This is a genomic window from Herbaspirillum sp. Sphag64 (assembly GCF_014192645.1).
Taxonomy (GTDB): Bacteria; Pseudomonadota; Gammaproteobacteria; order Burkholderiales; family Burkholderiaceae_D; genus Herbaspirillum.
Genome location: NZ_JACHYE010000006.1, coordinates 227,164 through 249,625 on the forward strand (window position 1 = coordinate 227,164; position 22,462 = coordinate 249,625).

At 53.6% G+C, this 22,462-nt stretch carries 16 protein-coding genes and 2 pseudogenes; 9 read left to right on the plus strand and 9 right to left on the minus strand.

Annotated elements, in window-relative coordinates:
• Nucleotides 1-22: 22 nt before the first annotated feature.
• The 3 genes from FHW66_RS12345 to FHW66_RS12355 form a co-directional block, all read right to left on the minus strand.
• Nucleotides 23-1,270 carry an MFS transporter gene (locus FHW66_RS12345; RefSeq protein ID WP_183380095.1) on the minus strand — a complete coding sequence of 416 codons (1,248 nt, stop codon included), beginning with the start codon at nucleotides 1,268-1,270 and terminating at the stop codon, nucleotides 23-25.
• A 133-nt stretch (nucleotides 1,271-1,403) separates the two neighbouring features.
• Nucleotides 1,404-2,222 carry a putative hydro-lyase gene (locus tag FHW66_RS12350; RefSeq protein ID WP_183380096.1) on the minus strand — a complete coding sequence of 273 codons (819 nt, stop codon included), beginning with the start codon at nucleotides 2,220-2,222 and terminating at the stop codon, nucleotides 1,404-1,406.
• A gap of 276 nt (nucleotides 2,223-2,498) precedes the next feature.
• Nucleotides 2,499-4,709, minus strand: coding sequence for an OsmC domain/YcaO domain-containing protein (locus FHW66_RS12355; RefSeq protein ID WP_183380097.1), 2,211 nt, complete (start codon nucleotides 4,707-4,709; stop codon nucleotides 2,499-2,501).
• Nucleotides 4,710-5,362: 653 nt separating this feature from the next.
• Between FHW66_RS12355 and FHW66_RS12360 the strand changes: the two genes are divergently transcribed.
• Both FHW66_RS12360 and FHW66_RS12365 read left to right on the plus strand, forming a co-directional pair.
• Nucleotides 5,363-6,127, plus strand: coding sequence for an alpha/beta fold hydrolase (locus tag FHW66_RS12360; protein WP_183380098.1), 765 nt, complete (start codon nucleotides 5,363-5,365; stop codon nucleotides 6,125-6,127).
• A gap of 226 nt (nucleotides 6,128-6,353) precedes the next feature.
• Nucleotides 6,354-6,815: a MarR family winged helix-turn-helix transcriptional regulator gene (locus FHW66_RS12365; protein WP_255458944.1), complete on the plus strand. Its 462-nt coding sequence runs from the start codon at nucleotides 6,354-6,356 to the stop codon at nucleotides 6,813-6,815.
• A gap of 116 nt (nucleotides 6,816-6,931) precedes the next feature.
• Here FHW66_RS12365 and tssJ read toward each other — a convergent pair whose 3' ends face one another.
• The 6 genes from tssJ to FHW66_RS12395 form a co-directional block, all read right to left on the minus strand.
• On the minus strand, nucleotides 6,932-7,438 hold the full coding sequence (gene tssJ, locus FHW66_RS12370; RefSeq protein ID WP_183380099.1) for a type VI secretion system lipoprotein TssJ: 507 nt from the start codon (nucleotides 7,436-7,438) through the stop codon (nucleotides 6,932-6,934).
• Between the two features lie 19 nt (nucleotides 7,439-7,457).
• Nucleotides 7,458-8,450, minus strand: coding sequence for a type VI secretion system baseplate subunit TssG (tssG, locus tag FHW66_RS12375; RefSeq protein WP_183380130.1), 993 nt, complete (start codon nucleotides 8,448-8,450; stop codon nucleotides 7,458-7,460).
• A gap of 86 nt (nucleotides 8,451-8,536) precedes the next feature.
• Nucleotides 8,537-10,336 carry a type VI secretion system baseplate subunit TssF gene (gene tssF, locus FHW66_RS12380; RefSeq protein ID WP_183380100.1) on the minus strand — a complete coding sequence of 600 codons (1,800 nt, stop codon included), beginning with the start codon at nucleotides 10,334-10,336 and terminating at the stop codon, nucleotides 8,537-8,539.
• A gap of 16 nt (nucleotides 10,337-10,352) precedes the next feature.
• Entirely contained in the window at nucleotides 10,353-11,945 is a 1,593-nt protein-coding gene (gene tssA, locus FHW66_RS12385) for a type VI secretion system protein TssA (RefSeq protein WP_183380101.1), read from the minus strand.
• The gene (locus tag FHW66_RS12390; RefSeq protein ID WP_183380102.1) at nucleotides 11,942-15,481 is read right to left on the minus strand and encodes an ImcF-related family protein; all 3,540 of its coding nucleotides are present in this window, start codon (nucleotides 15,479-15,481) and stop codon (nucleotides 11,942-11,944) included. The genes tssA and FHW66_RS12390 overlap by 4 nt, the downstream gene beginning before the upstream one ends.
• Before the next feature lie 42 nt (nucleotides 15,482-15,523).
• On the minus strand, nucleotides 15,524-15,814 hold the full coding sequence (locus FHW66_RS12395; protein WP_183380103.1) for a PAAR domain-containing protein: 291 nt from the start codon (nucleotides 15,812-15,814) through the stop codon (nucleotides 15,524-15,526).
• Between the two features lie 86 nt (nucleotides 15,815-15,900).
• Between FHW66_RS12395 and FHW66_RS12400 the strand changes: the two are divergent.
• The 7 genes and pseudogenes from FHW66_RS12400 to FHW66_RS12430 form a co-directional block, all read left to right on the plus strand.
• A pseudogene (locus FHW66_RS12400) lies at nucleotides 15,901-16,113 on the plus strand (type VI secretion system contractile sheath small subunit); the annotation flags it as partial.
• A gap of 49 nt (nucleotides 16,114-16,162) precedes the next feature.
• Nucleotides 16,163-17,692: a type VI secretion system contractile sheath large subunit gene (gene tssC, locus FHW66_RS12405; protein ID WP_370543458.1), complete on the plus strand. Its 1,530-nt coding sequence runs from the start codon at nucleotides 16,163-16,165 to the stop codon at nucleotides 17,690-17,692.
• A 95-nt stretch (nucleotides 17,693-17,787) separates the two neighbouring features.
• Nucleotides 17,788-19,131 (plus strand): type VI secretion system baseplate subunit TssK, encoded by a 1,344-nt coding sequence (tssK, locus tag FHW66_RS12410; RefSeq protein WP_183380105.1) that lies wholly within the window; start codon nucleotides 17,788-17,790, stop codon nucleotides 19,129-19,131.
• Nucleotides 19,128-19,799 carry a DotU/TssL family secretion system protein gene (locus tag FHW66_RS12415; protein ID WP_183380106.1) on the plus strand — a complete coding sequence of 224 codons (672 nt, stop codon included), beginning with the start codon at nucleotides 19,128-19,130 and terminating at the stop codon, nucleotides 19,797-19,799. Before tssK ends, FHW66_RS12415 begins: the two co-directional genes overlap by 4 nt.
• Nucleotides 19,799-21,547 (plus strand): OmpA family protein, encoded by a 1,749-nt coding sequence (locus FHW66_RS12420; protein ID WP_255458945.1) that lies wholly within the window; start codon nucleotides 19,799-19,801, stop codon nucleotides 21,545-21,547. The genes FHW66_RS12415 and FHW66_RS12420 overlap by 1 nt, the downstream gene beginning before the upstream one ends.
• Nucleotides 21,548-21,556: 9 nt before the next feature.
• Nucleotides 21,557-22,042 (plus strand): Hcp family type VI secretion system effector, encoded by a 486-nt coding sequence (locus FHW66_RS12425; RefSeq protein WP_183380107.1) that lies wholly within the window; start codon nucleotides 21,557-21,559, stop codon nucleotides 22,040-22,042.
• Between the two features lie 101 nt (nucleotides 22,043-22,143).
• Nucleotides 22,144-22,462, plus strand: a pseudogene (locus FHW66_RS12430) (type VI secretion system tip protein VgrG); the annotation flags it as partial.

Below are 22,462 nucleotides of genomic sequence, written 5' to 3' on the forward strand. Positions count from 1 at the left end.
GAATAGAAAAAGTAAGAGTTCTTTACACCGTGGTCGCTACTGCTGGGCTCAGCTCCTTGCCGCAGGTTTCTGGCAGGATCAGGCAAGCGAGAATGACGATGCCGTAACAGATGGCGGCAATCCAGCCGATGGTCTGGCCCAATGGAATACTGTTGCTCAGGTAGCCGATCAGGGCCGGACAGACAGCACCGACAGCGCGGCCGAAGTTGTAGCAAAAACCCTGACCGGAGCCACGCACATCGCTCGGATATAACTCCGACAGATAAGCTCCCATGCCCGAAAAAATGCCCGAGAGGAAAAAGCCCAGCGGAAAACCAAGAACCAGCATCAAACCATCATTGATCGGAATCTGCGTATAGCTCAGCACCAGAACGATGCCCATGAAGGCAAATAGCATGAAGCAGCGACGTCGGCCGATTGTGTCCGATAACCAGGCACTGGTGAGATAGCCGGCAAAAGAGCCCGCAATCAGTACCAGCAGATAGGCGCTAGTACCGAGTACCGAGAGGTGACGCTCCGTCTTGAGGAAGGTTGGCAGCCAGGTTGTCACCGAGTAGTAGGCACCTTGCATCCCGGTGGCTAGCAAACTGGCTAGCACGGTGGTACGCAACAGGCTGCGATCAAAAATACGCAGGAAATTGCCGCTCGCACCAAGTGCTCGCAAACGCGCCTGTTCAGCCAGAAAGACCTCGGGTTCACGCAGGCTGCGGCGGATATAGAGCGTCAACAGCGCCGGCAGGATACCGATCCAGAACAAGACCTTCCAGGCCATCTCGGGCGGCAGCACCGCATACACGCCCCAGAATGCCAACGCCGAAGCCGCCCAACCGATGGCCCAGCTACTTTGCACCAACCCGGCTGCCTTGCCCCGATGACGTGCCGAAATAGTCTCGGCGATCAATACCGAGCCAACCGCCCATTCGCCACCCATGCCAAAGCCCTGCATGGCACGGGTAAAAAACAGCTCGACGAAGGACCCGGTAAAGCCGCTCAGGAAGGTAAAGAAGGCAAACCACAATACCGTCCATTGCAACACCCGTACCCGGCCGAAGCGGTCTGCCAGAATGCCGGCCAGCCAGCCACCCACGGCGGAAGTCAGCAAAGCGCCGGTTGCAATGTAACCGGCCTGCGCCTTGCTCATGCTCCACGCCGCCAGCAACGTCGGGATCAGGAAGGTGTAAATCATGTAATCAAAACCATCCACCGCGTAGCCAGTGAAGGTTGCTGCGAGCGTACGCCGCTCGGATGTCGTTGTTTGGTTCAGCCACATAGTTGCCTCAGGAGGAAATTGAAACGGTGGTTGATAGATCGCCGGCATGCGTTCACCCCGCCCGGTGACGTCGTCACCGAGAAATGATGGCGGCCTCAGCGCCTTGTGCAAATCGGGCTTACGCCCTCGGGTACTAGCTCAGCAGTGCGCTGTTGAGTTGGTCTGTCACTAGCATGTGACCCGGTGCGTGGGTGATACAGAACGCGGGACGGGCGGCGGCAATGGCCGCCTGTGGGGTAACACCGCAGGCCCAGAAGACGGGTAATTCATCATCGTTCACCGCAACTGCATCGCCGTAATCGGGCTGGTTGATATCGTGGATACCAATGAGTTTGGGGTTGCCAATATGAATCGGCGCACCGTGTACCTGCGGCGTCCTGGAGGTAATCTGTACAGCGCGGATTGCGTCGGCAGCCTTCAACGGACGCATCGATACCACGGTCGGGCCTTTGAATACGCCAACCGGGCGTGTCGGGATATTGGTACGGTACATTGCCACATTGCGCCCCTCAGTCACATGGCGCAAGGGAATGCCGGCCTCCAGCAAAGCATGTTCGAACGAGAAGGAGCAACCGAGCGCGAAGGTCACCAGATCATCCTGCCACCAGTCGTGCAGATCGGTGACTTCGGCCACGCATTGACCGTTCTGCCAGACGTGATAGCGCGGCACGTCGGTGCGAATATCGAGATCCAGCCCGAGAGTGGGCAATGCAGATGAACCTGGCTCAGAAACCGCCAGCAAGGGACAGGGAGTTGGGTTGAGTGCGCAAAAACGCTTGAAATCTTCGGCCAGTGCTGCCGGCAAGATTGCCAGATTAACCTGAACGTGGGCACTTGCCACACCACTGGTGTGACCTGTAAAACCGCCCTGGCGCGCTGCCAGTCGGACCTCAAGGGCACTGGAGCTGGCACTCAGTGTGAATGGTACTTCAGCAATATTGGCGTCGTTCATCTTGGTCTCCTACCGGACTTTGCGGCTTGGTCAATTGGAATAGGACAGATGGTAAAAGTCGTATTCGTCGTCGTCCAACAGGAAATTTAACTCTTTCATCATCGATTAAATCGATGAGACCAGTGAACCTGCTTATATAGCGATTTTCGTGCCAGTGATATCAACGAAATGGCCTGCTTTTGGTAGCGCTTGGCACCAGCATGGTGCAGTAAGGTCTTGTTTTCACGTTGAGAACAGTGCCTGTGCTGCACCACACTGGTGTGCCTGGTGCGGGAGCTACACCTGCTGCAGGCTGGCTGCTGCCTTGCCGCGTGCCGCATGCAACTTGTTGTAGCTATCAATCAGACGTTGATGTCGATCCAGCCCTTCCAGTTTCATGCTGGTTGGCGTCAGGCCGTAGAAGCGCATGCTGCCGTCGACGGAACCCAGCACCGCATCCATGCGCTGATGACCGAACATCCGGCGGAAATTGACGACGTAATCATCCAGTTCCAGTTCGTCATCGAGCTGCACTTCCAGCACCGCATTCAAGGCTTGATAAAACAGCCCGCGATCAACCGTGTTGTCGTTGTACTGCAGGAAGGCACCCACCAGTTCATGGGCTTCGTCGAACTGCTGCAAGGCGAGCCGGATCATCAGCTTCAATTCAAGCACGGTCAACTGGCCCCAGACCGTATTTTCGTCAAATTCGATGCCGATCAAGGTGGCAATGTCGGAGTATTCATCCAGCTCATTGTTCTCCAGCCGATCAAGCAAGGCTTCCAGACTGGTATCATCCAGACGATGCAGGTTCAAGATATCGGTACGGAACAACAGCGCTTTGTTGGTGTTATCCCAGATCAAATCCTCGACCGGATAGATTTCCGAGTAACCAGGCACCAGAATCCGGCAGGCGACCGCGCCTAGTTGGTCATACACCGCCATGTAGGCTTCTTTGCCCATGTCTTCGAGAATCCCGAACAAGGCCGCAGCTTCTTCTGCATTGGAATTTTCACCGTGGCTGGAGAAATCCCATTCAACGAACGCAAAATCTGCTTTGGCGCTGAAAAAGCGCCAAGAGACGATACCGCTGGAATCGATAAAGTGTTCAACAAAGTTATTCGGTTCCGTCACGGCATTGCTTTCAAAGGTCGGCTGAGGCAAATCGTTGAGGCCTTCGAAACTGCGCCCCTGGAGCAACTCTGTCAGACTGCGTTCGAGCGCGACTTCGAAGCTCGGGTGCGCTCCGAACGAGGCAAAGACACCGCCTGTACGCGGATTCATCAAGGTGACGCACATCACTGGATAGATCCCGCCCAGCGACGCATCCTTGACCAGCACCGGAAAGCCCTGCTCTTCCAGGCCCTGAATTCCAGCCAGAATGCCGGGGTATTTCGCCAACACGTCTTGTGGCACATCAGGCAAGCTGATTTCACCTTCCAGAATTTCACGCTTTACCGCGCGCTCGAAAATTTCAGACAGACATTGCACCTGCGCTTCGGCCAGCGTATTACCGGCGCTCATGCCATTGCTGACGAACAGATTTTCGATCAGGTTGGACGGGAAATAGACCACTTCGCCGTCCGACTGCCGTACATAGGGCAACGAGCAGATGCCGCGCTCGACATTGCCGGAGTTGGTATCGATCAGGTGCGCGCCACGCAACTCACCATCGGGGTTGTAGATGTCGAGGCAATAGGCATCGAGAATCTCGGGCGGCAGCGTATCTTTGCGGCCGGGCTTGAACCAGCGCTCATTGGGATAATGGACAAATGCCGCGTTGGCGATCTCCTCGCCCCAAAATGCACCGGCATAGAAATGGTTGTTATTGATCCGTTCGATGTACTCGCCCAAGGCCGACGCAAGTGCGCTTTCCTTACTTGATCCCTTACCATTGGTAAAACACATCGGCGAGTGCGCGTCGCGGATATGCAGCGACCAGACATTCGGGACAAGATTACGCCACGAAGCGATTTCGATCTTGATGCCCAACGCCGCCAACACGCCCGACATATTGGCAATGGTTTGTTCCAGCGGCAGGTCCTTGCCGGTGATATAGGTGTTTGCGTCAGAGGCTGGCGTCAGGGTCAATAAGGCCTGGGCATCGGCATCCAGGTTGTCGACCTCTTCAATCACAAACTCAGGTCCTGCCTGCACCACTTTTTTGACCGTACAGCGTTCGATGGAACGCAAAATCCCATTGCGGTCACTGGCAGAGATATCGGCCGGTAACTCGACCTGAATCTTGAAAATCTGTTGATACCGGTTTTCCGGGTCAACAATATTATTCTGCGACAGGCGGATATTCTCGGTTGGAATATTGCGTGTGTTGCAATACAACTTCACGAAATACGCGGCACACAAGGCTGATGAGGCGAGAAAGTAGTCGAAGGGGCCAGGTGCTGAGCCATCGCCTTTGTAGCGGATAGGTTGGTCTGATATCAGTGTGAAATCATCGAACTTGGCTTCAAGACGAAGCTTATCGAGAAAATTGACCTTAATTTCCATGAGGGAATTCCAAAATAGTACTTAAAATAATTAGCCTGGCGTTGCTGTGACATTGTCTTTGTCGTCGACCTGGCATCCAGACGGAGGCGTTCATGGTCATTAGCAACAAATGACTACCAATGATTAAAAATGGATGTCAATGCCTGCCTATGCAGTGAATTTATAGCGTTTTAGCAGTTCGTAAAATAATGTTTTTTTGCGGCGATGGTTACATTATCGCTGAGAACTCTCACCATCACCTGAGCAATATTGAAGACAGAATCGGCGTGCTGTAGAACCAGCCTTGCCGATCGTTTGCTTTGTTCGACCGGCCTATTGTACTGAGAAGCTGACAACTCCCTTCGGTAAGCCCTTGATGCTCCCGAGGAGGCGGCTGCGTCACATGTTGCATTACGGAAGAGCGGACGGACTCCTTCAGGTGGCTGGTCGACCAGATGTTCATCCCCATGAGCACCGTGATCACAGTAATCTCGATGAGCGCGCCCATCGAAAAAACAACAAATTAAAAAACATCGATAAAACATTGCGCGCTAACGATTAGCGCGCTACATTATAGTCTGTATCGCCCGAATCACATGACGACTTTCCAGATATTTAGTTAGCGCGCTAACTAATATATTTACTTTTATCCTCACTTTTATGAAAGATTTATCATGAAATTAACTTCAGTTGCCAAAGCAGTTCTCGTTTCGACCTTGCTGTCCGCAGCCGCATTGAGCGCCCACGCGGCGCCAGCAGCATCGGAGACGACCATCGTGCTCGTTCATGGTGCATTTGCAGATGGTTCAAGCTGGGAAAAGGTGATTCCGCTACTTCAGGCGAAGGGCTTCAAGGTTGTCGCTGTACAAAATCCGCTGACTTCGCTGGCTGATGATGTCGCAGCAACCCAGCGCGTAGTCGATGCGCAAACTGGCAAAGTCGTTTTGGTTGGCCATTCATGGGGCGGTACGGTGATCACCCAAGCAGGCACTAGCGACAAGATCAAAGCATTGGTTTATGTAGCTGCGTTTGCACCATCCGAAGGTGAAGCCACCGGTGCGCTTGGTGGCGAATATGCACAGCCACCCGGCATCAGCACACTACAGCCAGACCAGGCAGGTTATTTGTGGCTACCCGCTGATTCAGTGGCAAAGAACTTCGCACAGGATGTAACACCAGCCACGGCAGCCTTGATTGCCGCCACGCAAGGTTCCATCAATAGCAAGGCGTTCGGTGAGAAAACCACTGTCGCGGCGTGGAGAACCAAGCCAAACTACTACATCATCTCAGCCCAGGATCGGATGATTTCGCCGCAACTGGAGCAGGCATTCGCAAAGAAACTCAATGCGAAGACAACTGTCCTCCAAACCAGCCATGTTTCCATGCTGTCGCAGCCAGAGAAAGTTGCGGAAGTCATTCTTGATGCGGCTCAGCGTTAATCCGCTGGTTGCTTGCGTAGCTGGCGGCTCTTTGGACCGCCAACTACGCATCGAGCTGGGCGGCCCTCAACCGTTCATTACCCGATTTCATCTGCCCAGATGGTAAGGGGGCCACCTCGGCCACCCTGGCGACTTTCGCAATTGCAAACAATCTATAGAGTCCCTCACAAGCTATCTACGGTATGGCGATTGCCAATTGCAATGCAGGACCAGAGCCGTTAGTCTTATGGGTCCTTATTTCAGCGGTATTGTCGCTATGACAAAATTTATTCCCCCAACGCTTGAGCAGCACCTCTGTTTTTCGCTCTACAGCACCTCGTTGAAAATGACGCAGCTTTACAAGCCGCTGCTGGCGCCCTTGAATCTGACTTACCCACAGTATCTGGTCATGGTCGTACTTTGGCAGGAACAAGGCTTGGGCGTCAAAGATGTTGCGCAACGATTGCAACAGGACTCAGGCTCGATCACACCGTTGATCAAACGCCTTGAAGCACAAGGCTTGATCAGCCGTTCACGAGATTCCAGAGATGAGCGCAATGTTCTGCTGGAGTTGACCGCCGCGGGCGAAGCTATGCGTCGTGCTGGCGTGAAAGTCAGCGAAGCCATTGCCGATGGGTGTGCAATTAGGCCCGCCGAGTTCGAACGCATGATGGCCGATTTGAGCAAATTGAATAAAAAATTGACATGAGGTGCGCAGGCGCATCCGCTTTACTTCGCAAGTCGATGCAAAACCGACGATTGCGCCGTCATTGGGCATAAATCAGTATCGTGAAATTAATATCGTCAATACTGATATGACTATCCCTATATCAGCGACAAGGAGTTTTCTCGGACTTCAATCCTGACCGGATCCGTTTTCTTCCACTGCTTCTTTGGTACAACCAGCTTCCATTGCGAGGTAGGGGCTGCGTCGCGGAAAAAAGCAACGATACCAATGTATTCAGTATCACTATTCATCGGTTCACTGATGCTGACACTGGCATCCGGACGTAGCACCAGGCCTTTGGTCATCAGCAATTCAGGTTGCAATAGATCGACGTCATTATGTTGCAGTTGGGTGTAGTCCAGCTTCTCAAACTGATCGGCGTTTTTCAGCTGATAAATACGGATCACTGTCGATAAAGATTGACCGTTACGGTTCGGATTGAGCGAAGAGCGAGCAAGAAGATCGATATTCATGGTCTTGATCTTCGTCGTAAAGGCCCACTTCGCGGCATCCGCCGAGCCGTCTTTGGTCGCTTGGGCGGCACCACAACCGACCAGCGCCAATACCAGGAAAAATGCTGCGGCAAGTTGACATTGTTGATTCATACGCAGATTCCTTTTCATATCATCCTCTCACCTTGGTTGTTGTTGTGGGCCTTGATTGTGTCGCCGCTGAACCGTCATAACTGCCAAGCCGAACCTGCACGATACGATCTTGCTGATCCTTCAATGTGCGATCAGCTAATCGGCTCGAATATCCCAGACGCACGTCGGGTGACTGCAAAACCGGTTTAGGCATCCATGTCGAACTGACTTCCATATGCAGATGTGCCTGGACCTCATAGCCAAGATAGAACTGCAATAACACGAGAACTTCGCTGTATTGCGCCTGGCCTGGTATCAGCGCCAATAAGGACTCCTGAGACTGAGGTCGCAGCACAATACGGATGGTGTTGGCGCGATCGTGAAATCCTCGCCCCAGAACGCAGTTTTCTCCCAGTGGCGTGCGTGCAAAGTCGGTTAACCTAATCCATGTCGGATGGAATTCATGTACCTCGATGTGCACATCAGGTAGTGCATGTTGCAGTATCCCGGCCAATCCCTCGGCGGTGCGGGTCTTTTGCGCCGCCAAGCCGAGCATCGAGAGCAGCTTTCGGTTGCCGACGTGTTCTCTGGTGACTGCCATGTCGCCGATACCTAGTCCGGCAAAACTGAGCAAATAACCTGAGATTTTGTCCCGCCCGTTCGATCTAAACCCAACCGGATACCGATATTTGCGCCAGACCCGGTAAAACTGGGTGATGATGCGGTGATGAAACACGTCAAGAAATGCGCCCAAGGAATCGGCGCCTTCCCTGTTCTGGGCGATTTCATTGACAAAGTACGAGGGCATGCAGGCATCCACGCCATATAGCCCCAGAAAACTTGTCCTTATCGTGGGTCGTGCTCCTTCCACATCCGCATCGTGCTCTACTGCATCAATCTCTCGGTGCGGAAATCCCAGGCGTTTGCGCGAACGGAATCGTACCGGCTCATTGACCGGAGAGTCGGATGTGCCCAGAGGCGAGGCATCAGGCGAAGCCAGTTCCAACAATTCGCAGAACCTGAAAAAATTCATTTGTGGCGCCTGCTCCAGCAGCGCTGGCAGCACGGGGAGCGCTACCTGGCTCAGACGAGTTGGTGACGATTGATGATCGACGGTACTCAAAATGGTGCACCCTCACCCTTGGTCTCGGGCCAGCACATGCGGCTGCCTCCAGGCTGCACAACGATCACGAGCCGGGTATACAAATTCAATGTGGCATACAAGGACAGAAAACGATTGAGCATCTCACCGAATAACGTGATATCCCCGGTCCCCGCGAACGGCTTGTCGTTCAAACTGACTTCTATTTCAACACCACGCAGCAGGCCGCCCTTTACGATCTTTTGCAAGGGACGATGACGTACCTCGGTGATGGCATTGATGCGACGTTTATTCATTTCCCCGTCGGTCCAGTCATATAGCGCCAGGCTGCCACGTAAAATTTCTGCATCCAGCAGAGACAGGTAATTAGGTGCAAGGTGCGATAGCACACGCCAGTGAAAACGATCACTGGTAGGTGGATACACCGGTAAAGTGGGCGCAGTCAGGTTACGCACCCTGCTGACGTGGGAAAAGCCGCTGCGCATTCGTCGGATACCGGCTTCCTGCAAGCCTTTTCTTGGCAGCATGCCATTGGTGCCGGTTACCGACAGTGACAGCACTTCCTGTGGTATCCGCTCCTGAGATTCCCAGAGATGCCCACCTAATATCAACCAGGCATCCACATTTCCAGAGGGGCCGCGTCGCATGCGGGTATGAAAATATCGCTCGGGCATGTCGTGGCGCAGCATGCCACCGCGGTGCCGAAACGCAGCAAATGGAGCATAGTCGAAACGAATTCCCGATGCCGCCTCAAAGCCACGCACCGCATCCACCGCATAGACCTCGACATGTTCCCCCTGATCAGCCGTAGCGCGTACACGATATTCTGTTTCAAGATGGCTGGCGTTGACCGGATCTGCCTCAAGAGTAAACAGATTCACAATGGGGGCGCAATATAAACGTATGTTGTCGGCATTGAATCGCATGTCATCCGGGTAGGACTTCTGCAGTACGACTTCGACATCAAAATTGGAGACGTTCTTTGGAATGACCTGGAGGTCGAGCCCAAGCAAGTCTACGAACATGAATTTTTCAGGAAACGTAAAATATTCGAGCAAAAGCTGATAACCGCCGAATGCATTATCGGCTTTTGGCCATAACCGCTGGTCTGCAGCAAATCCTGCCGCTTCCAGACGTAAGCCCGGCATCGATTGCGGTACGCCCGGAGCCTCGGTCGGAAAGCCGGGGATACGCACTTGCAGGGCCAGTGGTGCGGCTGTCAATGCGGAATATAGCGTCAATGCCAGCGGACGATCGGCATGCAAATACAGCCGCAGGCACGGCACAGTCAGTTGCTCGCGTCGTGCCTGATCCTGTATCTCAAGGCGCAGACGGATCACAGAACGGCCATCTTCGCGAGTCAGCGGTGCTGCCTCGATCAACTTCAAGGGATACAGATCCACATCCTGCGTGGTCCGGTAGGCGCACTCGATGCCTTCCTCGCCAATTGCATCCGAAATGACTTCAAGTCCGGACGCAAGCATCTCATGTTCTTGCAGAATGCTGTATTCCGGCGTGAGTTCAAGAATCGACAAGGAAGGAATCATGCGCAGATAGTGAGGCCATAGCATGCTAACCAGTCCTTCTGTGAGCTCCGGAAGTTCGTCGTCCAACTTGTGGCGCAGGCGGCCCATCAGAAAGGCAAAGCCCTCGAACAGACGTTCTACATGCGGGTCGCGCTCGCCAACGCGGTCAATATTGAGCATACGTGCCCGGTCTGGGTGAGCTTGCGCAAACTCTTTGCCAGCTTCGCGCAGGTAGCGCATCTCGGCTTCGTAATAGCGCAGGATGTCATGGTCTTTGGTTGGTATTGTCATGAGAATTTCCTTCGATTCATGCTAGACCTGCGGCGCGAGCCGGGTCCAGCGCAGTCAGCTCCCCGAGCAAGCTATCCATCCGTTGCGCATTGGCGAGTTTGTCGACATCCTTGCGATTCATGCGCAGCGCAAGCAGGCGCAACAGGTACTGCTTTAGCTCAAATGCCAGAACCGGCTCCCACGTGTCCAGGTCATAGCGTCGGGCAGTGGCGTCGGCGACTGTCAATAAATGCAATGCCACATCCAGTCGCTCAGCCCGCTCAGACAAGCGTGCCATGACAAGTTGCTGGACTAAGCCGTGACGCGCGCCTTTTTGTGGTGGCAGACTTTGCAGCCAGTCCAATGCGGATTCCAATCCCCGTTGTTGCAAAACATCGAAGGCCTGGGTTTCGGTTTCGCCCCAATCGGGGTGGATGCTTGTCATGACGGCTGGAACCACAGGTTCCCCACGTTCGATATTGCGGACTGTGGCATAACGTCCAATCCATTCCAGTGTGGTGTCTTCTGCGAACGGTGAACCGTCACTGAAGGAGAGATTCTGCATGCCCGGCAGCCGCTCCAGCATTAGTGCGCAATCAGTGGCAGCCAGATCGCGTGTTTGCGCATACTCCCCACCGCTGTAACCTTGTGCTGTGTGAGCGTAGTACTGCAAGTCGAGCCAAAAATGATTGGCACCTTCCACAAAAGCCTGTTCGACGCGGTCTAACAGATCTGGCCACTGCTTTTGCAGCAGCAGACGTTTCAATTGCGAGCGCAGCTCGGTACGCGGGGCAACCAGCCGCGTTTTTCCACTTGTGTCGTGCGGTGGTACATCGGTAAGCGTGTCCCAACGTACGCAGCGCAATAAGCGATATGCAGCAAGATAACCCTGTGACTGCTCACGTAGAAACAAAGCCATTTCGCGAGCTCGCTCCAGCAGATCGCGGCTGGAACCAATGGCAGCATTGACGGGGAAGGTCACCTTGGCATTCTTGGCAGAACCAGTCGGTACCGAAAGAGAATTCTCTGATTCCGTTAGAGCATCGTCTTGCTTACCTTCGACGCAGGTTTCGAAGCGGCGATACAAGCCATCAAGTTGAGGCCGGGCTACCTCGGGCCAATGTGCAGTGCATTCAGCGATCAATGCCAATGCTGACAGACAGCGCTCCAGTACAGCGCCCTGCAGGCGATCTATACGTTCCAGCTGATTGCCAAAACTTGTACCGGTAAGCCATTCCAGCGCTGCCTTGCGTGTTTCTAAGCGTTGTGGGAGGAGTTGCCCGTCGAATCTGTCAACCAGTGCCGAGAGCAGTTCCAGTCCGTTCGCCAGCCCTTCCGCGCCCTCTTGACGCAAGCGTCCATAGACATAGTAGACGGCTGGCCGCACATCCTTGGCTCGGAACTTCAAGAGACGTTCCGCATTGCTGACGATCAGCGCATCGTCAATATCAGAAAGCTTGGCGACTTCCTCCTTGATCGCCAGAAAATCGTCGTCATAGGTCAGGTCGTCGCCGAGCACCGAGTTCGGGTTGATTGGCAGCAGCCAATCGCGCCAGTATTCCTGCGACGAACGTGCCAAATCGCCAGGTGGACGATTGCCAAACAAGGCATTGAGAAATTTTGTCATCATGATGTTTGGCCTTTTTGACCTGCGTGACGGGAGGGCACCACGAAGATTCGCGATGGCAACATAAAGTCACGCAAGCTCAGCATTTCCAGCGGTCCGCGCCCTGCCTCAGTTCGCATCAGGTACGACAAGGGATAAGACATATCGTCAGGTGCTTGCGCCATTGGTGCTCGTGGCAGAAAATGATCGGGATCGCTTTGCGGCTGGCGCGGATCTGCTCCGGTAGTTGCTGGTCGCGCTGCGCTGACGTCGGGTGTGCCCCGCCAAGTCAACTGATAGGTCGCACTGTCGAGAGGCTCAATCCGGGCCCGTTCGAGCAGGCGAATCAAGGCCCAGCGACCGTCAAACTCATATCGCTTATTGGTGCCAGCCCGTTCGGTTTGCCATTGAATGCGGGTACCGGCATCCTGCGTCTGATTCACGGGCCAGATCAACTGCTGCCAGCGCTCGCGTTGGTTGTAGTAGTGCAGCGTTTGCGCATCGATGGTCAATACCGTATCGGTAATGCCTGGCGTTGGCATGGGCATCAACTCAAATCGGTATTGTGGCTCTCCCTGCACCAGCAGACGACCTCCAATACGTTGCAACGTATTGATCGCGCGCAGGAATTCAGGCTCGAAATGGAGTTTGCTGGCCGGATTGGGAACCCATTGCTCACCCTGCAACTCGAGAACCCCTGGCAACTGCGTGTGCAAAAAGCTGGCGATCAATCCAGTCTGTGGCCGCAGGAAGCGTGCCAGTTCGGGAAAGGAGGCGTCGTTGTCAGTCGTGACAAACGGATAGCGACCGTTAAATGCGCGAAACCAGGGCGCGACAATACCGCTGTTCCATGCCTGGTTCAAACCTGCCTGTGCCGGTTGCAGCAATGTCTCGGTAGCCTGTGTGACAGGCTTGACAAACAAGGCGTCGCCTAATCCAGTCCATTGCTCGCCAAGACTGACAGCAACCAACTGCGCGTAATCCTGCGTGTCTGCGAGTTCCGAACCCTTGCCTTGAAACATGGAGAGCACCAGCTGTTTGGACTGCGCCTCACTATCGGAACTGCTGTTGATTTGCTGCAATCTCAGACGCAAGGCGCTGACGCGATCCAGATAGCGTTGCAGACTCAGATCACTACTCTCATGTGCACTGCTCTCTGTTGCGGCACTACCATCCTTGTTGGCCACGGTACCCATCAAACGCAAGACGGGACCAAAGGCGCTGGCAAGCGGTCCGCCAGGATCAGGCAGGGGTGCTTGTGGAGCCGGCAAGCCTTTGGCTGCGATCAGACCTTGTGCTTTGGCCACCAAAGTATCGGAAAGTGAGACGCGTTGCGCACCAGCACCAGCGTGATACTGCAGCGACTTCATCAAGGCAATCACTGGTGACTGGCGCGCATCGGTCATCAGTTTGAGCTGTTCAACGGCGGCCGGTAAGGTCGAAGCTGACGCCCATTGTGTGTTGTTCATGAATGTCTGCCACTGCTCGGCATAGTCGGCAAAGTATTGCGCGCTCAGTGTTGCCTGCAATTGCTCCGGTACCTGTGTTGCAGACTGGCTTGCCACTAGCAAAGCCTGCCCGTTTAATACCCAATCACCATTAACGGCATGACGTTTGGCGGCCTCCCTGATGGCTGAGGCAATGGTTCCTTCATAGGCCTGTCGCGTGAAGACACCAGCTACGACCGCATGGTTACGAATCAGACCGCGCGGATCGGTTCCCAGTGTCAACGTGGCCAGCGTTTGGTCCGGGTATTTATTGGCAGCATCCGAGAGAATTTTGCGATACAGCGTCGTATCGGCCTGTTCTACGCCGATAGCCGCCAGCAATGTTTGCCGGGCTGCTGTGACCAGGTCTACGCTTGGTGTGATACGCCAGTCCGGATGGGACGGGAGATGTTCGCTGTAAAACCCCAGCAAACGTTCGGCAAGGTCAATCTGTTCACCGGGAGCAAGTTGCGTATCGAGCTGCCAGCGCTGTAGTAATTGCGGTTTCAGAAATGCCGACTCACTGCGTTGAGGCTCGGCGAGCATCAGATACGTTTTGAGAGATAGCTGACCGTCTAGCGCATAACGTTCGGGTTGTTGATCAAGCTGATCACTGCGCAATTGTGCCAGATCGATCAATTCACTCTCCAATGTTTGCTGCACAGGAGCGACCAACAGGCGCTGGCTAGCTTCTTCATAGGGCCGCCATAGTGCCGTGAGGATGCGCGTATCGAGATTCAGACCAAAACGACTTGTCAGTGGAGCATGATGGTGAGCGCGATATTCATAACGTGCAATTTCCTGCTGCAAAGTGAACAGGCCGCGCAGCCGGGCGTCGCTGCTGGGCGCATGGGTAACATGGGCTAGCGTTTGCTGCAAAGAATGAATGTCGCGCTGATTGACCACAGCAGAGAGCAGCATGCCTGTATTCCAGAGTGCAATGCCTACGAGTGCAACGATGCACAATAATGTCACGGGGTGCCAGCCGATGCGCCGACCGGACTCGGGTCGTACTGTCTTGGCCAGGTGTCGCCATAAGGGTAAATTGCGATAGGGCAACTGCTGTCTCACAACAGGTATCGCGTTGGCAGCGCTTGCGGCTTCAGATACAACCGGGTATGGCGCGAAAAAGACACCTGATATGACATGATGAGCGCTTGTATGACACACACCGGCGATCCATGCCGACAAGAACTTGCTGCGGATATCCAGACGCTGTGACAGTTCCCCTAGATACCTGTCACCGCGCTCTTTGCCCAATTGCGATAACGCGACTAAGGTCAATCGGTCACGTAACGTCAGTAGGCCATTTTTAATGTCGTCGGCATCTGCATTGTGGTCCCATTCGCTTCCTACTAAGGCAACTCCCTCATGATGTCTGTCGTCACCATGCAGATCCAATACGACAGCCGGTGCACGCCAGCGTAGTCCTTGGGAAATATGAGATAACAGGTGGCTGACAGTATCGTCTTGAAGAAGGTGCTGATCTAACCGTCCTGAAGTGTTGACCAGTACGATGCCATCAATAGGGCGACGTCGTCGCAACGTGCGCAATTGCTTTAACCAGGCATAGTCTGGCTGTCCGGCCGGACCGCTTTTGCACCACAGCAGGACGACGTCATCCGTGATGAGCCATGGCTGTTGTTGCGATGAGGGAAAAAGTCTGGCAATTGCTTCGTCGTCCCCCGTCAGCAATAACCATCGTTGGTGGTAATGCCAAGAGCGACCATACTGCCCCTGCAACGTTTGTCGCAGGTTGGCTAACGCATTCGGAATAGCGGTCGCTGATCCGGACAGGTTCGTAGATCGTATCTGTGCCAGGATACCGTTTTCTGTCCAGTGAATTTTCAGCTTGTCAGTTAGTCTCTGTAGCCCCACACCCCAGCGCGACCAACAATCCAGATAGGAAAATAGGGAGCCTAGAATCGCACCGACAGCAATGATGGATTGCCATTGGCTGCGCTCTTCAGACGTTCTTAAGCCGATCTGCTCACCCCATAGAGAAACAATGAGACTGGCTAGCAATGCCAGAATCAGGATCGCGGCAAATGATAGCCGTAACTTCTTGAGCATAAATACCTTCAGTGAATTGGAACGTCCCTCACAGGAACCGCTTCACATGTCCATATAGGATGTTCGTTGTGAAGCGAGCAGTTTCGGGCGAGGCCGGCAACGGCATGCACATGCGTCACCACTCAACGCGATGCGTCTTCCATCCGGGCCGGTCATGGAAAGACGCGGCCCGGAACAGACTATTTCCCCCATTGATTTGCACGACTCGCACCAAATTTTGTCACCCTCATAGGCTAGTTCCCGGTTGCTAATTTTGTGATTGGGGTTGCCGCTCTGGACAACACCGTTGGCGGTTGTCTTATCACCCTTGCAAACAGGATGGCGATACGTCATAGCATTCCTTTGGCAGAAATAAAATTGTATGTGGATGACGAAGCTGATGAAAATCGGGACATCGTTGTGGCGGCAAAATTATTTGGATGGATGACTTCAAGCCCGACGTTGTGGCGGGAAAAGTGCCTGAATTACGTGCATTGATGGCAGCCCGAAATCTGCTACGTGATCTGAAATCGAATCTACTGGACAACGCCACATTCCGTCGCGAGCTGGAAAAGATTCTGAAGGATCCCGCTTTGTCCGATGGCCTGCGTGCAGATTTGGAGAAAATCAGTGGCGCGTCGCCTTCCGCTTAACTCATCATCTGCTTCTTACTGGAAATCCACTCTCATGACTAAAGAAACCATGCAACGCGGCGCTGATGCTGCAGATACTGTGCTGCTTGATGCGCCGTCAACCAGCGTGTATGAAACTCTGTGCGCCAAGATCAACCTGACGCCAATCACCAGCACCCGTGCTTTTGACGCATTTCAGGATCCGGATGCCTTGTCCGAGTCGTCACTCGACGAACGGATCACGCAGGCAATGAATGTTTTTGTCAATATGATCAAGGCATCGGCACAACAAGTGGATCGTCTGGACAAGAGCTTGCTGGATTTCCATATCGAACATCTTGATCGGCAAATCAGTTGTCAATTAGATGCGATCATGCATCACGATACCTTTCAGCAAATAGAGTCTGCTTGGCGCGGTTTGAAGTTTTTGGTGGATCGTACCGATTTTCGCAAGAACGTCAAAATTGAAATGCTGGATGTCTCCAAGGAAGCCCTCCGCCAGGACTTTGAGGACACGCCGGAAGTCATTCAGAGCGGTTTATACCGACATACCTATATCCAGGAATACGATACACCCGGCGGTGAGCCGATCGGCGCCATCATTTCGAACTACGAATTTGACCGCGGCACGCAGGATATCGCCTTGCTACGCAATCTTTCCAAGGTGTCAGCTGCGGCACATATGCCGTTCATTGGTTCGGTATCACCGCAGTTCTTTGGCAAGGACAACATGGAAGAGGTAGCCAGTATTCGTGATATCGGCAATTATTTTGATCGCGCCGAATATCTGAAATGGAAGAGCTTTCGGGATTCGGATGACGCACGCTATATTGGCCTCACCCTGCCACGCTTTCTGGCGCGCCTGCCCTATGGCCCTGAGACCACACCAGTACGATCATTTAACTATACCGAAGCCGTCAAGGGACCGGATCATAGCCGCTACCTGTGGGCCAATGCCTCGTTTGCGTTTGCCGCCAACATGGTACAAAGTTTTATCAAGAATGGCTGGTGTGTACAAATCCGTGGCCCGCAAGCTGGTGGTCTGGTGGAAGATCTGCCCATTCATCTGTATGACCTTGGCACTGGTCATCAAGCCAAGATACCGACAGAGGTGCTCATTCCTGAAACACGCGAATTCGAATTCGCCAATTTAGGTTTCATTCCACTTTCTTACTACAAGAATCATGATTTTGCCTGCTTCTTCTCGGCACACTCTACGCAAAAGCCTACCTTGTACGACACCAAAGAAGCGACTGCGAACAGCCGTGTCAATGCGCGCCTTCCGTATATTTTCCTGCTCTCACGCATTGCTCACTATCTCAAGTTGATTCAGCGCGAGAATATTGGCACCACCAAGGATCGCCGTATTCTGGAGTTGGAGCTGAACACGTGGATCAAGACACTGGTAACCGAAATGACGGATCCAGGCGACGAATTGCAAGCGGCTCATCCATTGCGTGAAGCGCGCGTTGTCGTGGAGGATATTGAAGACAATCCGGGATTTTTCCGTATCAAATTGTTCATCGTTCCACACTTCCAGATTGAAGGTATGGATATCAACCTCTCCCTGGTATCGCAGATGCCGAAGGCCAAAAACTAGCTAATTCCAGATGAAAGAAGCGACATCCGCGTGGTGTTTTTCCCCGCGCGGAGGGGCGTTTTCACGCTCACGTTTTGCATACCGATACCAGAGACATGAAAATTACGAGACCATTGTGGGCGCAGGGCATTTTTATGACGCCACAGCATTTCCAGCAACAGGCAATGTGGGAACAGTTTGCCGATGAGCAGATTGCCCGTATGGTCAGTCCCTATCCATGGGGCGTCATCAAGGTCGAGGTAGATGTAAAGGCGCTCGGCATCAAGCGTCTTCAACTGACCTCACTTTGTGTACGCCTGCCGGATGGGACAATGGTTGACACTGCGACAGCAGATCTGCTGCCGCTGGCACGTAACCTCGAAGACATTCCGGCGCACTGCGCGCAGGTTGACATCTTGATCGGCCTGCCGCTCAAGGATGCGCAAGGTGGCAACTGTATGGAAGCGGGCGAAAAGCCGGCTCGCCCTCGCCGCTTTCTGCGGGAATATCTCCATGTTGCGGATATGAACGGTGAGGGTCAGGAAGAGATCAGTGTAGAGCGGCATGTGCTGGCATTGTTGTTCGACTTCGAGCAGTACGGAGACTACGTCACTTGTCCAATTGCCCGCCTGATTCGCAACACCCAGGGAGGCTTTGAACTTGACTCATCCTTTGTACCTCCTTGCCTCGTTCTATCTGCCAGCAAACAGCTGACCGAACGGATGGAGCGCTTGTCGTCCATCCTGTCAGCCAAAAGCACCAGCTTGTCGGTGCGTCGGCGAGAGCGATCCGACCAAATCGCGGACTACGCTGTGGCTGATGTTGCCTTATTCTGGCTTTTGCATAGCGTCAACAGCAGTTGGCCTGAACTTGCGCGCCTGTGCGCTTCACCGGATCAGCATCCTGAACGTTTGTACGCAGTACTGGCGAAGTTGGCTGGTACTTTGGTGACCTTCTCTACCACAGAAACCCTGAATTCAATACCGCCGTATGATCACGTCTCCCCTGCGCCGGTATTTGCGACCCTGGAAGAATTGATTCGATCCTTGCTCGATACCGTCGTACCTTCGCGCGTGGTGCCAATTGAGCTTGAGCGTGCCAAACCAACCGTGTGGCAGGGCAAACTCAGGGAAGAGCGCTTACTGGAAGCAGATTTCTATCTATCGGTGCAATCTTCACTGCCTGGCCATGCCTTACTGGAACAATTTCCCCGTCTTTGCAAGGCCGGTGCACCGGACGAGGTAGAACACATTCTCAATTCCGCACTATCGGGCATTCCCTTGCGCACCATGTCGCGTTTGCCGGCAGCCATCCCGGTACGGATAGAAAATCATTATTTTGCCCTCGACAGTACGCATCCCGCCTTCAAACGCATGCTGGCTGCACATGCCTGCCAATTTTATGTGCCGACGTCGTTACCGGAAGTATCTCTTGAACTTTACGCAGTCTTGCCAACATGACGCCCTCTTCCTCCTCTATTATCCGATTGCCACTGGCCATACGTGATACTGCACTGACCGTCGCTGCGCTACATGCTGGTGAAATCCCTCGGGATGGATTTGCCGTATTCCGTCAGACATGCGAAGCACAGTTGGCACGCTTGCGTATCGAGCTTACAGAAGCCAGAGAACCTCCCGATGTCATCGACGATGCGCTCTACGCACAGTGTGCACTACTGGACGAAGCGGTATTGTCCTGCCTCAAAGCTGAGGATCGCGATCAATGGGAACGTCTGCCATTACAAGTTACCCAGTTCAGAAGTCACGATGCCGGAGAGCAGTTAATCGCGCGCATGCAGATGTGGCTGACCGCAACACAAGCGAATCAACGTCTTTTATTGATTTTTCATACCGTTCTTCTACTTGGCTTCAAGGGAAAATTCACCCCACAAGACGAGGCGCAGCGCATTCAATTGATCAGTGACCTTGCCGCGCGTATCGAGCGTTGTGGCGGCAATATATTTTCAGAAGAGTGCGCCACAATCGTCGTTACGAACACGAAACCTCGGCGTCGCTGGCCTCATTTTTCACCGCTGCTCTGGGTTTTGCTTGCGACGCTGGCAACGATCGCTACCTATTTGGGTCTGCGGCACTGGCTATCCATGTCAATCAAAGTGCTCACTCAGTAATGATGACACGACGATCAAGTACAAACGCACGTGCTTATGCCACCGGCACGCTGTATGTCTGGATACTGACACTCGTTCTTGTTTGGCTGATATTCTGCTCTCCCTGGTCTATTGGCTGGACTTTAACGCTTGCCGTACTGGCAGTTCTGGTCGGCATCAGCGCTCTCTTTGTTGCATTCCAGAGCAATCGTAGCCGTCGAATTGCGACACAAGAAATACTTGCCGATATCACGCTGCCGCTGCATAACTTACCGGCAGGCTTGCTGCATAACACGCCACTCGTCTTGGTTGCGGGAGATGCCGTCAGTTTGCAAGCAAGCTTTGGGGATACCTCGGTTCGCCTGACGGATGCTGCAATCTGGATACGCGTGACTGAAGTAGCGCAACTGATGTACATCGCTGACGCGCTGATGCATTGGCGCGACGGCCAAGGGCCGGAGGCAATCATCTATTTGATGCATACCAACGATCCCCTTGAGCAGACCCGCTTGCGCGCCACGCTTCTCAGTTTCAGATCTGCCATCAGCGAAACCAGTCGGGCGATCGGCTACCGCTTACCGACAGGCATCGCAATGTATCTGCAAGATAATGCTTTGCCATCGACAAACAATGGCATCTGGTTTGGTGCAACAGGTTCCGAGCCTCTGAAAATCGCGTCGGTGTCTGAACATGTCGCCTCCGCCCTCGCGCAATATAGTCAGTTTTTGCCGCCCCAAGATGCGATGCGCCGCAGACTCGGATACCTTACTGCAAGAGTGGACGCGCTTGCCCAATGGGCATCATCAACACTATTGCCCACCATGACCGACCAGCAAGGCCGTACCGAGCAGGTACAGCTTCTCGCTTTTGGCGTGACTACCGTGACAGGAGCTACTGCGCGGCAATCTGCATTTTCACGATTTTCCGCTACCCGCACGGGACTGATGCAGCGTGATACTGTCTCGTCAGCACTTTCTTTGTCTTCGCATTCGTCCTCGTCCTGGCCGTTGCCAGACATACTGCTACCAGCCTTTCCTCTGAGGCTAGTGCGTCCTGCCCTTCCAGCTACCCTCGCGCATGCGCTGGTCTGGGCGCTCATTTTTTTTGCGGGTGCCGCAGCCGCCTCTGCCTGGCAAAACCGTGAACTGGTACAGACGCTGCATCGTCATGTCCAGCTTTACGAAACCATTCTTCCGGTTCAAGACGCCGCTCGTGTCGAGGCGTTGACTGTCCTGAAACAGGACAGAGATACGCTGGAATTTCATCTTCGTACCGGTGTTCCCTTGCGACTGGGCATGGGCTTTTATCAAGGACGCACCTGGTTGTCGCGTATCGATGCCCTGATTGCTGGCTATACCCCGCCAGCTCCTTTGCCAGTCACGATTGAGCTCGACAGCATGTCCTTGTTTAACAGTGCCAGCGCGGTTCTGCATCCAGACGCGAATCGTGCTCTGGTTAGTGCACTGGAGATGATCAAGTCGTACACGGACAAACGCGTACTCATTGCCGGCCATAGTGACTCCACTGGCGATTCAAAAAGTAACCAAAAACTATCTGAAGAGCGAGCTACCGCTGTGCGCGACTGGCTGGCGGATGCGTCTGGCATTCCGACATCACGTTTTGCCATTCAAGGCTATGGCGACACACGCCCCAAAGCTGGCAACGATACCGCGGCCGGACGTTCCGCTAACCGACGCGTCGAAATCACGCTGGTTCCCGATTGCCGGAACCAGCGTCCCCCAGGCCAGATGGCCTGTTTATTCAACTAGGAGAAAACAATGGCAATTCCAGCATATATGTGGATCAAGGATGACGGCGGTGCCGATATCAAAGGGTCAGTGACGGTAACCGGTCGTGAAGGTAGCGTTGAATTGGTCGAGTTCAGTCATGGTGTAAATATCCCAACTGATATCAGTACGGGAAAATTAACCGGCACCCGTGTGCACAAGCCGATCCAGTTCACCAAGGAAACCGATGCTTCGACACCTTATCTCTACAAGGCTGTTACCAGCGGTCAGACTTTGAAGTCGATTGAGATCAAGTGGTACAAGATTGATGACGCTGGAAAAGAGAAGGAATACTTCAACACCCGCTTGGAGAACGTCAAAGTCGTTGGTGTTATGCCAAAAATGTTGGATATCAAGAATCCAGCCTTCGAAAAACACAACCATCTCGAAGAAGTTGAGCTGCGTTACGAAGAGATTACCTGGTCCTACAAGGACGGCAACATCATCCACAGCGATAGCTGGACCGAACGGTCGTAAGTTGAGCTAGGAAAAATTCACACCGGCCATGCTTTCGAGGCATGTCGGTGTGTATCACGGCACATCCTTTCCTAATCATTGTTACGACAAAAGGTCTTAGCATGGCGATATCTGAAACGCGCCCCCAGTATCTGGCAACATCCCTCAAGGAAGTCGTCATCGAACAGCGGTACCATGTCGGGGTTCCAGGCACTGCCAGCGCAGCGTTGTTGTCGGTGGTCTCCTTCGAAGCTATCGAAGCCCTGGGCGAGCCGTATCGGATCAGCATCACGCTGACCCATCCTCAGGAACTGGATCGAGCCGATTACCTTGGCAAGGAAGCCAATTTCAGCATGGGTGCTGGTCCAAGCGAGCCACGTGAATTCGCCGGTTGTATTACCCACTTCAACAAGCTCAAACAAACCCACGACTTTCACAGCT